The following is a 12981-nucleotide window of genomic DNA, read 5'->3' as shown; positions in this document are numbered from 1 at the left end:
AAAGAGCAATATGTCGATCAAAGCCAGCATCTATCACCTGACGCACTATACCTACGACAAACCGGTCCGCCTCGGCCCACAGATCATCCGGTTGAAACCGGCCTCGCATTCGAAGACACGCGTGCTCAGCCACTCGCTGAAGGTCACGCCCTCCAACCACTTCGTCAACCTGCAGCAGGACCCCTACGGCAACTACCTCGCCCGCTACGTCTTCCCGGACCCCGTGACGGAGTTTAAGATCGAGGTCGACCTCGTCGCCGATATGACGGTCTATAATCCCTTCGACTTCTTCGTCGAGGAGGAGGCGACCAGGTGGCCGTTCGATTATCCTGAAACCATCCGCGAGGATCTGTCGATCTACATGACGCCGGAGCCGGCCGGCCCGCGCCTCAAGGCGCTGCTGCCGACTCTCGACTGGTCGCCGGGCCAGCCGACGGTCGATATGGTCGTCGGTTTGAATGCCCGCCTGCAGCGGCAGATCGGCTATGTCATCCGCCTGGAAACCGGCGTGCAGACGCCGGAAGAGACGCTGGAAAGCGCCAAGGGCTCCTGCCGTGACACCAGCTGGCTGCTCGTCCAGATCCTGCGCCACCTGGGCCTTGCTGCCCGCTTCGTCTCCGGTTACCTCATCCAGCTGACCCCGGACCTGAAGGCGCTCGACGGCCCTTCCGGCACCGAAGTCGATTTCACCGACCTGCATGCCTGGGCCGAGGTCTATCTGCCCGGTGCCGGCTGGGTCGGCCTCGATCCGACCTCCGGCCTTCTGACCGGCGAAAGCCATATCCCACTTGCAGCAACGCCGCATTACCGCAACGCCGCCCCGATTTCCGGCGGCTATTTCGGCGAGGCCGAAACCGCATTCGCCTTCGATATGAAGGTCTCGCGCGTCGCCGAACATCCGCGCATCACCAAGCCCTTCTCCGATGAAAGCTGGGATGAGCTCAACGAACTCGGCGAGAAAGTCGACCGTGTCCTCGAAGCCGAGGATGTGCATCTGACGATGGGCGGCGAGCCGACCTTCGTCTCGATCGACGATTTCCAGTCCGAGGAATGGAACACCGCCGCCGTCGGCCCGGCCAAGCGCGAAAAAGCCGACAGCCTGATCCGCAGGCTGCAGGAACGCTTCGCCCCCGGCGGCTTCCTGCATTACGGCCAGGGCAAATGGTATCCGGGTGAAAGCCTGCCGCGCTGGACCTTCTCGCTCTACTGGCGCCGCGACGGCAAACCGGTCTGGCAGAACCTCGATCTGATCGCCGCCGAGGGCAAGGACACCGGCGTCACCGCAGAGGATGCCGAGAAGTTTCTGACGGCCATCGCAAAAGAATTGGCGATCAAGCCTGACATGGTGCAGCCGGCCTATGAGGATCCGGCCGACTGGATCATCAAGGAGGGCAACCTCCCCGAAAACGTCGATCCGGCGAATTCGAAGCTGAAGGATCCCGAGGAGCGCAACCGTATCGCCCGGGTGTTTGCCCGCGGCCTGACCGTCCCCACAGGTTACGTCCTTCCGATCCAGGCATGGAACGCCAGGGCGGCTGAAAGCCGTGTGTGGATCAGCGAGAGATGGAACACCCGTCGCGGCAGGATCTTCCTCGTTCCAGGCGACAGTCCGATCGGCTATCGTCTGCCGCTCGGCACCCTGCCCTATGTGCCCCCGGCGCGTTATCCCTATATCTATCCCGCCGATCCGACGATCCCGCGTGAACCGCTGCCGGACGTTTTTGTACCGGCCGGTCGGGCCATGCCGGAAGCCTCCTTCCAAGCCGGCGAGAGCAATCGCAGCCGGATCGAACAGACGCTCGGCGACATCGCCGGCGCCGTGCGCACCGCTATGTCGGTCGAACCGCGCGACGGCAGGCTCTGCGTCTTCATGCCGCCGGTCGAACGCATCGAGGATTATCTTGAGCTGATCGCCGCGGCCGAAAACGCCGCCGCCGAACTGAAGCTTCCGGTCCATATCGAAGGTTACCCGCCGCCGCAGGACGAGCGCATCAATGTCATCCGCGTCGCTCCCGATCCCGGCGTCATCGAGGTCAATATCCATCCGGCCTCGAACTGGAAGGAATGCGTCGATATCACCACGGCGATCTACGAGGAGGCGCGCGCCACCCGGCTCGGCGCCGATAAGTTCATGATCGACGGTCGTCATACCGGGACAGGCGGCGGCAACCATGTCGTCGTCGGCAGCGCCAATCCGAACAACAGCCCCTTCCTGCGCCGTCCCGATCTCTTGAAGAGCGTCGTCCTCCATTGGCAGCGCCACCCCTCGCTCTCCTACCTCTTCTCCGGCATGTTCATCGGCCCGACCAGCCAGGCGCCGCGCATCGATGAAGCCCGTCACGACAGCCTCTACGAGCTGGAAATCGCCATGGCGCAGATCGCCGCGCCCGGCCGCGGCCAGCCACCGCTGCCCTGGCTCGTCGACCGGCTGTTCCGCAATCTCTTGACCGACGTCACCGGCAACACCCACCGCGCCGAGATCTGCATCGACAAGCTGTTTTCGCCCGACGGCCCGACCGGCAGGTTGGGTCTCATCGAGTTCCGCGGCTTCGAGATGCCGCCGAACGCACGCATGTCGCTTGCCCAGCAGTTGCTGGTGCGCGCGCTGATCGCCCGCTTCTGGGTCAACCCGGTCGACGGCAAGTTCGTCCGCTGGGGCACGACCCTGCACGACCGTTTCATGCTGCCGCATTTCGTCTGGGCCGATTTCCTCGACGTGCTTGCCGACCTTCGCCAAAACGGTTTCGACGTCAGCCCGGAATGGTTCAAGGCCCAGCTCGAATTTCGCTTCCCCTTCTGCGGCGAAGTCGAATACGAGGGCTCGAAGCTGGAACTGCGCCAGGCGCTGGAACCCTGGCACGTCATGGGTGAGCAAGGCGCGATCGGCGGCACGGTACGCTATGTCGATTCGTCCGTCGAACGCCTGCAGCTACGCTTCGAAACCAGCAATACCGCGCGCTACACCGTCACCTGCAACGGCCGCGTCCTGCCGCTGACGCCGACCGGCACGTCGGGCGTATCGGTCGCCGGCGTCCGCTATAAGGCATGGCAGCCGGCCTCCGGCTTGCATCCGGTGTTGCCGATCAACACACCTTTGACTTTTGACATTTATGATACATGGTCGAAGCGTTCGATTGGCGGCTGCATCTATCATGTTGCCCATCCGGGCGGCCGGACCTATGACACCTTCCCGGTCAACGGCAACGAGGCGGAAGCAAGGCGGCTCGCCCGCTTCGAGCCGTGGGGGCATACGGCGGGCGGGTTTATTCCGCGCGCCGAGACGGGTTCGCCTGAATTCCCGCTGACGCTGGATCTGAGGCGGCCCGCCGGCATTTGAGGCCCCGGGGTAAAGGCCGAGGGTGAGGTTGGGTTTTGATGGGTAAGAGACCGGCAGCGGAGCGCAGGGAAGAGGCTGGAGATCGCATCGGCAAGGATGCGGCCTTCGACTATGCGACGCTTCCCGGCTCCGCCGACGAAATGGTCGACAATAAGGGCGCGGTCCGCCCCGTCTGGCAGCGTTTCCTCTCGCATCTCGGCGCAATGCCGGAAAAGGATCTCGCCGAGCGTTTCGCCCGCGCCGACCGCTATCTCAGGGATGCCGGCGTCTTCTATCGCGCCTATGGCAGCAAGGGCACCGGCGAACGGGCCTGGCCGATCTCGCATATTCCCGTGCTGATCGATGAACGCGAATGGCAGGCGCTGTCGGCGGGCCTTGTCCAGCGCGCCGACCTGCTGGAGGCGATCATTGCCGATATCTACGGCGAGAACCGGCTGGTGGAGGAAGGATTCCTGCCGCCGGCGCTGATCGCCGCCAATCCTGAATATCAGCGCCCGCTGGCCGGCATCCGGCCGGCATCCGGCCACTATCTTCACTTCTGCGCCTTCGAGATCGGCCGCGGCCCTGACGGCAACTGGTGGGTGCTGGCAGACCGCACCCAGGCTCCCTCCGGCGCGGGCTTTGCGCTTGAAAACCGCGTCGCGACGACCCGGGCCTTCTCGGATGTCTACGCCGAAACGCCCGTCCACCGCCTCGCCTCCTTCTTCGGCGCCTTCCGTGATGCGCTGCAGGACATGAAACATTCGGGCGACGACCGCATCGCAGTGTTGACGCCAGGCCCGGCCAACGAGACCTATTACGAACACGCCTACATTGCCCGCTATCTCGGCTTCATGCTGCTCGAGGGTGAGGATCTCGCTGTCGTCAAGGGCCGCGTCATGGTGCGCACTGTCGCCGGCCTGAAGCCGATCGGCGTGCTCTGGCGCCGCCTCGATTCAGCCTTTGCCGACCCGCTGGAGCTGAACCAGAATTCACATATCGGCACGCCCGGTCTGGTAGAGGCGCTGCGCGCTGAAAGCGTCACCATCGTCAACGCGCTCGGAACGGGGATTCTGGAAACCCGGGCGCTTCTAGCCTTCATGCCGACCATCTGCCGGCATTTGCTGGGGCAGGATCTGAAACTGCCGTCGATCGCCACCTGGTGGTGCGGCCAGAAGGAAGAGCGCGAGCAGGTCGCCAAGAATATCGAGAAAATGGTGATCGGCCCGGCCTATTCCCGTGCGCCCTTCTTCGACGACAACGGCGAATCCGTGCTCGGCTCGTCGCTGCGGGCGACCGCCAAAGATTCCATCGCCGACTGGCTGAATTCGGACGGCCCGAAGCTGGTCGGCCAGGAAGTCGTCACGCTGTCGACGACGCCCGCCTGGGTGAATGGCAAACTCGTGCCGCGGCCGATGTCGCTGCGCGTTTTCGCTGCCCGCACGGCAAACGGCTGGCAGATCATGCCCGGCGGTTTTGCCCGCATCGGCTCCGGCGCCGACGTCTCGGCGATCGCCATGCAGTCTGGCGGTGCAGCTGCCGACGTCTGGATCGTCAGCGACAAGCCGGTCGAGCGCCACACGCTGCTGCCGGCAGAAGGCAGCTTCACCCGCAACATGCCTGGCAGCCTGCCGAGCCGGGCGGCCGACAACCTGTTCTGGCTCGGCCGCTACATCGAACGTGCCGAAGGGGCGCTGCGCATCCTGCGCGCCTGGCATGCGCGTTTTGCCGAAGCCGCCGATCCGGGCCAGCCGCTGCTCGCCGACGTCTCCGCCTATCTCGCGGCCGTCGACATCGATACCGCCGAGCCCGTGCCCGAAAGGCTCCTGCGCAACATCGACAGCGCCGTCTATTCGGCGAGCAACATCCGCGACCGCTTCTCGCCCGATGGTTGGCTCGCCCTCAACGATCTCGCCAAGACCGCCCGCCGCTTTCACGCCACCGTCACTGCCGGCGATGACGCCAGTCATGCGATGACAATTCTCTTGCGCAAGCTCGCCGGCTTTGCCGGCCTCGTGCACGAAAACATGTACCGCTTCATGGGCTGGCGTTTTCTCTCGCTCGGCCGCTATATCGAGCGCGGCCTGCACATGACGCGCCTGCTCGGCCACATGTCCGGACCAGAAGCACCCGACGGCGCGCTGGACATGCTGCTGGAGATCGGCGACAGCGTCATGACCCATCGCCGCCGCTACAACGTCAACACCGCGCGGCTGACCGTCACCGACCTGTTGGCGCTCGACCCTCTCAACCCCCGCTCAGTCCTCTTCCAGGTGAACGAGATCCATCATGAGGTCGAGCAATTGCCGAACGCCCTGATCAATGGGCAGATGTCGCCCTTCTACCGCGAGGCGATGCGGCTTCATTCCGGTCTGGCGGTGATGACGCCCGAGGGCATGGGGGTCGAGGTCTACCAGCGGCTCGAACGCGAGTTGGAGCAGCTTTCGGATCTGCTCGCCCAGACCTATCTCGGGTGACGGCAGTGCTTTACGATCTCTCGCTCCGCATGGGTTACAGCTACGACGTGCCGGCCTCCGGCGCTCGCCATATCATGCGCCTGATGCCGTTGTCGCTCGCCAACCGGCAACGTCTGGTCGCCGGCTCGATCACCGTCTCGCCGACGCCGGACGAGCAGTCGCATTTCGTCGACTTCTTTCAACACCCCGCCACCTCCTTCATGCTGCGGACGGCGCATGAGACGCTCGACATTCGCATGCAGGCCCGTGTGCAGGTCGAAAGCCAGCCCATCGCCGCCGATTTCTCGCCGCTGCTTGCCGGGCTGCCGGAGGAAATATCAGGCGTCTGGTCACTGGCGCCGGATTCACCGCATCACTTTCTCGGCGACAGCCCGCGCCTGACCCAGGCCCGCGAGATTGGCGATTATGCACGAAGCTGCGTCACGCCCCGGCTGACAGTCGTGCAGATCGCCCATGCGCTCTGCGCCCGCATCAATAAGGATTTCACTTACGATTCCGACGCGACGACGGTGGACACGACCCCGCTCGAAGCGTTCAGGCTGAAGCGCGGCGTCTGCCAGGATTTCACCCACGTCATGATTCTGGCGCTCAGAAGCCTCGGCATCCCGGCGGGTTACGTCTCCGGCTTCCTGCGTACCATTCCACCGCCCGGCAAGGAACGGCTGGAAGGAGCAGATGCGATGCATGCCTGGGTGCGGGCCTGGTGCGGCGAGACGATCGGCTGGATCGAGCTCGACCCGACCAACGACATCCCTGCCGGCACGGATCATATCGTCGTCGCCTATGGCCGGGACTATTCCGACGTGGTTCCCGTTATCGGCGTTTTGAAAAGCTACGGCGGTCAACGTGCCGTTCAGGCGGTCGACGTAATCCCGCTGAAATGATCCCAAAACTGGAAAAATCAGCCGATTCGTTAAAAGTCTATTGACGCCGTAAGGGCGGCGTAAAGAAGCAGCGTGCGTAAATCACCTCACAGGGTTTCCAGTTGGGTGAACATGATGAGCACCTCCATTTTGCATCCCTGCCTGCGTCGCATGTTCAGCGATCGAGGCGGTAATTTCGGTATCATGACGGCGATCTTGGCGCCGGTTCTTCTCGGCGCTGCCGGCATGGCGATCCAGGTCGGTGATATGCTCCTCTCGAAACAGCAATTGCAGGAGGCGGCCGACTCAGCCGCGCTTGCGACCGCCACCGCACTGGCGAATGGCACGATCCAAACGTCTGGGGCCGAAGCCTTCGCCCGGAATTTCGTCGCGGGGCAGATGGCGAATTATCTGCAGAGCGGTGCCGACATCAAGAGCACGACGAGCGTCAATGTCCAAACGACGACTTCGGGCAAATCGACATCCTACCAAGTGACGGTTTCGCCGAGTTACGACCTCACGGTCAACCCACTCATGCAGGCGGTCGGCTTCAGCACGCAACACCTCTCGGCTTCCGGCACCACTGTTGGCGGCCATTCGCAGACCCAGGGCTCCATCTCGATGTATCTGGCGCTCGATAAATCGGGATCGATGGGAGAGGATACCGCGACAGTTAACGAGGAAGATCCGACGGAATCGTACACCTATGACTGCAATCCTCATTTGAACAAGCACGGCAAGACCATCTACGACACCTGCACGGGCAGCCGCACGAACTACTATACGAAAATAGAGGCGCTGAAGATCGCCGCCGGCAATCTCTTCGGCCAGTTGAGCAGCGCCGATCCCAACGCCCAATACGTACGCACTGGCGCAGTCTCTTACGATATCGTTCAATATACACCCAGTAGTCTCGCCTGGGGGACTGCCGGTGTATCGAGCTACGTCAATGCGCTTCAGTCAGGAGGCGGCACCAATTCGAGCGGCGCGATGAGCACGGCCTATTCATCCCTGACGGCAAAAAATGCCGCGGGGAACGATGCCGAGGACGCCGCCCATAAGCTGAAGACTGGCCAAATACCCAAAAAGTACATCGTCTTCATGACAGACGGAGACAACAACAACGATAGCAGCGGCGGCCGTTCATATGACACCCTGACCAAGGCAACATGTGACACGGCGAAGTCCAAGGGCATCGAAATCTATACGATTGCCTTTATGGCACCCGCTGGCGGACAGACGCTGCTGCATTATTGCGCCTCCGACGACTCCCATTATTTCCAAGCTGAAAAAATGGAAGACCTCCTTGCCGCCTTTAAGGCGATCGGTGCGAAAGCCTCCGCTCAGCTGACACGTCTGACGAACTGAGCATACCGCCACGAAAAAGGGGCAAAGGAAAGCCGCGCCGGAACAACCCGGTGCGGCTTTCGGCTGTCGCTGCCGGCCAGCAGATCGGGAAAGGCGATTGAAATCAATCCTCCCCGGCAATGTGAATATGACGGTTTCCCAAATTTTCCGTTTGTCCAAATCCTTTGTTGCAAGTGCTTCCCAACGATGCATAAACTGTCGCAAGCGCAGGCGACAAATCGATTAAATCAGGCATAACACCCTGATACAAAATTAAAATTGGCGAGATCTGACCATGAATACCGTTTCCAAGCCGGTTATCCCCTCTCCCGCTCCCCGCAGCTCAAGGCCGGAAATTCTCGCCGAAGAAATCATCGAACGCCTGACCTATCGCATCGGCAAGGATGCCAAGGTGGCAAAGCCGCATGACTGGCTGACAGCGACGATCCTGGTGGTGCGCGACCGCATCATCGACAAGTGGATGGCCTCCACCCGTGAGGTCTATGCGACCGGAGCCAAGCGCGTCTATTATCTTTCTCTCGAGTTTCTGATCGGCCGCCTGATGCGCGATGCCGTCTCGAACCTCGGCCTGATGGAAGAGGTGCGCGATGCGCTGAGCTCCCTCGGCGTTGACGTCAACGTCATCGCCGGTCTGGAGCCGGACGCCGCGCTCGGCAATGGCGGCCTCGGCCGTCTGGCCGCCTGTTTCATGGAAAGCATGGCGACGGTCGATGTTCCGGCCTATGGCTACGGCATCCGCTACGTCCACGGCCTGTTCCGCCAGCAGATGGCCGACGGCTGGCAGGTGGAACTGCCGGAGAACTGGCTCGCCCACGGCAATCCCTGGGAATTCGAACGGCGCGAGAGCGCCTATGAAATCGGTTTCGGCGGCGCCGTTGAATTCATCACCACCCATGACGACCAGCCGCGCTACGTCTGGAAGCCGGCCGAGCGCGTTATCGCCGCCGCCTTCGACACGCCGGTCGTCGGCTGGCGGGGAAAACGCGTCAACACGTTGCGCCTCTGGTCAGCGCAGCCGATCGACCCAATCCTGCTCGATGCCTTCAACGCCGGCGACCACATCGGCGCGCTGCGCGAAAGCAACAAGGCCGAGAGCCTGACCCGCGTCCTCTATCCTGCCGACGCTACCCCTGCCGGCCAGGAATTGCGGCTGCGCCAGGAATTCTTCTTCTCCTCGGCCTCGCTGCAGGACATTCTGCGCCGCCACCTGCAGCAATATGACGATTTCACCTCGCTGCCAGACAAGGTGGCCATTCAGTTGAACGACACCCATCCGGCCGTCTCGGTCGCCGAGCTCGTGCGTCTGCTCTGTGACGTGCACGGCATGGATTTCGACCAGGCCTGGGATATCACCCGCCGCACCTTCTCCTACACCAACCACACGCTTCTGCCGGAAGCGCTGGAAAGCTGGCCGGTTCCGCTGTTCGAGCGGCTGCTGCCGCGCCACATGCAGATCGTCTACGCGATCAATGCCAAGATTCTGCTCGAAGCCCGCAAGGGCAAGAACTTCTCCGACAGCGAGATCCGTTCGATCTCGCTGATCGAGGAAAGCGGCGACCGCCGCGTGCGCATGGGCAATCTCGCCTTCATCGGCTCGCACTCGATCAACGGCGTCTCGGCCCTGCACACCGACCTGATGAAGGTCACGGTCTTTGCCGACCTGCACAAGCTCTATCCCGACCGCATCAACAACAAGACCAACGGCATCACGCCGCGCCGATGGCTGCAGCAGTGCAATCCCGGCCTCACCGGTCTGATCCGCGAGGCGATCGGCGATGCGTTCCTCGATGATGCCGAGAAGCTGCGCCCGCTCGAGGCGCATGCTTCCGATCCGAGCTTCCAGCAGAAGTTCGCCGCGGTGAAGCGGGCCAACAAGGTGGCGCTTTCCAACCTCGTCGCCAGCCGGATGGGCGTGAAGCTCGATCCGTCGGCGATGTTCGACATCCAGATCAAACGCATCCATGAATACAAGCGCCAGCTTCTGAACATCATCGAAGCGGTTGCCCTCTACGACCAGATCCGCTCGCATCCCGAGCTCGATTGGGTGCCGCGCGTCAAACTCTTCGCCGGCAAGGCGGCGCCGAGCTATTACAACGCCAAGCTGATCATCAAACTGATCAACGACGTCGCCCGCACGATCAACAACGACCCATCGGTGCGCGGCCTGCTGAAGGTCGTCTTCGTGCCCAACTACAATGTCTCGCTCGCCGAGGTCATGGTTCCCGCCGCCGACCTTTCCGAGCAGATCTCGACCGCCGGCATGGAAGCCTCAGGCACCGGCAACATGAAGTTCGGCCTCAACGGCGCGCTGACGATCGGCACGCTCGACGGCGCCAATGTCGAAATGCGCGACAATGTCGGCGAAGACAACATCGTCATCTTCGGCCTCAGGGCCGATGAGGTCGCCAAGGTCCGCAGCGATGGCCACAACCCCCGCGCCATTATCGAGGGATCCCGCGAACTCTCCCAGGCGCTCTCGGCCATCGGTTCCGGCGTCTTCTCACCCGATGACCGCAATCGCTACGCGGCGCTGATCGACGGCATCTATTCGCATGACTGGTTCATGGTCGCCGCCGATTTCGACGCCTATGCCCAGGCCCAGCGCGACGTCGATCAGATCTGGACCAACCAGTCCGCCTGGTACACGAAGACGATCAACAATACCGCACGGATGGGCTGGTTCTCCTCCGATCGCACGATCAGGCAATATGCAGACGAAATCTGGAGAGCCGGATGAAAACGCCGAAAACCGTCCCTGAAGTAAAGCTTTCCTGGGAAATTTCGGCAGATGAAATCACGGCGATCCTTGCCGGTTCGCATTCCAATCCCTTTGCCGTTCTAGGTGTGCACCAAGCCGGCGACGCTTTCGTTGCCCGGTGTTTCATCCCGGGCGCGGAAGAAGTGACCGCCATGACGCTCGACGGCAGCGTCATCGGCGAATTGAATCGGCTCCACGCTGATGGCCTCTTCGCCGGGCCGGTTTCGCTCGCCAAACTGCAGCCGGTGCGCTATCGCGCCCGGCGCGGCGATGCCGAATGGGCAGTCACCGACCCCTACAGCTTCGGGCCGGTGCTCGGGCCGATGGACGATTATTTCGCCCGCGAAGGTTCACATCTGCGCCTGTTCGACAAGATGGGCGCCCATCTCATCAAACATGACGGCGCCCAGGGCATCCACTTCGCGGTCTGGGCGCCGAACGCCCAGCGCGTCTCCGTCGTCGGCGATTTCAACGGCTGGGACGGCCGCCGCCACGTCATGCGCTTTCGCGCCGACAGCGGCATCTGGGAAATCTTCGCTCCCGATGTACCGCTCGGCGTCGCCTACAAGTTCGAGATCCGTGGCCACGACGGCGTATTGCTGCCGCTGAAGGCCGATCCCTTCGCCCGCCGCAGCGAACTCAGACCGAAGACCGCCTCGATCGCCGCTGCCGAGTTGGAGCAGGTCTGGGAGGACGAGGCCCATCTGAAGCACTGGCGCGAAATCGACAAGCGCCGTCAGCCGATCTCGATCTATGAGGTGCATGCCGGCTCCTGGCAGCGCCGGCAGGACGGCACCATGCTTTCCTGGGACGAGCTCGCCTCCAGCCTCATCCCCTATTGCGTCGACATGGGCTTCACCCATATCGAATTCCTGCCGATCACAGAACATCCCTATGACCCTTCCTGGGGCTACCAGACGACGGGCCTTTACGCACCGACCGCCCGCTTCGGCGAGCCGGAAGGCTTCGCCCGTTTCGTCAACGGCTGCCACAAGGTCGGGATCGGCGTCATTCTCGACTGGGTGCCGGCGCATTTCCCGACCGACGAACACGGACTCGGCTGGTTTGACGGCACGGCGCTCTACGAGCACGAAGACCCGCGCAAGGGCTTCCATCCGGACTGGAACACGGCGATCTATAATTTCGGCCGCACCGAAGTGGTTTCCTATCTGGTCAACAACGCCCTCTATTGGGCCGAGAAGTTCCATCTCGACGGCCTGCGCGTCGATGCCGTCGCCTCGATGCTCTATCTCGATTATTCCCGCAAGCATGGCGAATGGATCCCGAACGAATATGGCGGCAACGAGAACCTCGAAGCTGTCCGTTTTCTGCAGGACCTCAACATCCGCATCTATGGCCAGCATTCCAACGTCATGACCATCGCCGAGGAATCGACCTCCTGGCCGAAGGTTTCGCAACCCGTGCATGAAGGCGGCCTCGGTTTCGGCTTCAAATGGAACATGGGCTTCATGCATGACACGCTGAGCTACATGAAGCGCGACCCGGTGCACCGCAAGCACCACCACAACGAGCTCACCTTCGGCCTCCTCTATGCCTATTCGGAAAATTTCGTCCTGCCGCTGTCGCACGACGAGGTCGTTCACGGAAAGGGCTCGCTGATCGCCAAGATGCCGGGCGACGACTGGCAGAAGTTCGCCAATCTGCGCGCCTATTACGCTTATATGTGGGGCTATCCCGGCAAGAAGCTCCTGTTCATGGGCCAGGAATTCGCCCAGTGGAGCGAGTGGAGCGAGGATCGGTCGCTCGACTGGAACCTGCTGCAATACCGTATGCACGAGGGCATGCGGCGTCTGGTGCGCGACCTCAACTTCACCTATCGCAGCAAGCCCGCCCTGCATGAGCGGGACTGCGAGGGCGATGGCTTCGAATGGCTGATTGCCGACGACAGCGAGGATTCCGTCTTCGCCTGGCAGCGCAAAGCCCCGGGCCAGAAGCCGATCGTCGTCATCACCAACTTTACTCCCGTCTATCGCGAGAATTATCTCATACGTCTGCCGCTTGCAGGCCGCTGGCGGGAGATTCTGAATACCGATGCCGACATCTATGGCGGCAGCGGCAAGGGCAATGGCGGACGCGTGCAGGCCGTCGATGCCGGCGGCAATATCACCTGCTCGATCACGCTGCCGCCCTTGGCGACAATCATGCTTGAACCTGAAAATTAAGACTGGTGGGAGGAGA

Annotated in this window: 6 protein-coding genes; all 6 read left to right on the top strand. The window is 62.3% G+C overall.

Going from position 1 to position 12981, the window contains the following annotated elements:
- The first annotated feature begins 10 nt into the window (after positions 1–10).
- On the top strand, positions 11–3337 hold the full coding sequence (locus tag HJC04_RS13030; protein ID WP_221146399.1) for a DUF2126 domain-containing protein: 3327 nt from the start codon (positions 11–13) through the stop codon (positions 3335–3337).
- Positions 3338–3375: 38 nt separating this feature from the next.
- Positions 3376–5793, top strand: coding sequence for a circularly permuted type 2 ATP-grasp protein (locus HJC04_RS13025; protein WP_210629835.1), 2418 nt, complete (start codon positions 3376–3378; stop codon positions 5791–5793).
- Positions 5790–6677 carry a transglutaminase family protein gene (locus HJC04_RS13020; protein WP_210629834.1) on the top strand — a complete coding sequence of 296 codons (888 nt, stop codon included), beginning with the start codon at positions 5790–5792 and terminating at the stop codon, positions 6675–6677. The genes HJC04_RS13025 and HJC04_RS13020 overlap by 4 nt, the downstream gene beginning before the upstream one ends.
- 114 nt (positions 6678–6791) lie before the next feature.
- Complete coding sequence (locus HJC04_RS13015) at positions 6792–8024, top strand: TadE/TadG family type IV pilus assembly protein (protein WP_210629833.1); 1233 nt, start codon at positions 6792–6794, stop codon at positions 8022–8024.
- A 274-nt stretch (positions 8025–8298) separates the two neighbouring features.
- Positions 8299–10761 carry a glycogen/starch/alpha-glucan phosphorylase gene (locus HJC04_RS13010; protein WP_210629832.1) on the top strand — a complete coding sequence of 821 codons (2463 nt, stop codon included), beginning with the start codon at positions 8299–8301 and terminating at the stop codon, positions 10759–10761.
- Positions 10758–12965 carry a 1,4-alpha-glucan branching protein GlgB gene (glgB, locus tag HJC04_RS13005; RefSeq protein ID WP_221146398.1) on the top strand — a complete coding sequence of 736 codons (2208 nt, stop codon included), beginning with the start codon at positions 10758–10760 and terminating at the stop codon, positions 12963–12965. The genes HJC04_RS13010 and glgB overlap by 4 nt, the downstream gene beginning before the upstream one ends.
- Positions 12966–12981 lie beyond the last annotated feature (16 nt).

Origin of the sequence: Rhizobium sp. NLR8a, assembly GCF_019685235.1 — a bacterium.
Lineage (GTDB): Bacteria > Pseudomonadota > Alphaproteobacteria > Rhizobiales > Rhizobiaceae > Rhizobium.
This window is presented reverse-complemented; position numbering and strand designations above follow the sequence as displayed.

Coding starts and splice junctions, on each gene's coding strand:
- HJC04_RS13010 (WP_210629832.1), top strand. CDS start 8,299: ATGAATACCGTTTCCAAGCCGGTTATCCCCTCTCCCGCTCCCCGCAGC.
- HJC04_RS13015 (WP_210629833.1), top strand. CDS start 6,792: ATGAGCACCTCCATTTTGCATCCCTGCCTGCGTCGCATGTTCAGCGAT.
- HJC04_RS13030 (WP_221146399.1), top strand. CDS start 11: ATGTCGATCAAAGCCAGCATCTATCACCTGACGCACTATACCTACGAC.
- glgB (WP_221146398.1), top strand. CDS start 10,758: ATGAAAACGCCGAAAACCGTCCCTGAAGTAAAGCTTTCCTGGGAAATT.
- HJC04_RS13025 (WP_210629835.1), top strand. CDS start 3,376: ATGGGTAAGAGACCGGCAGCGGAGCGCAGGGAAGAGGCTGGAGATCGC.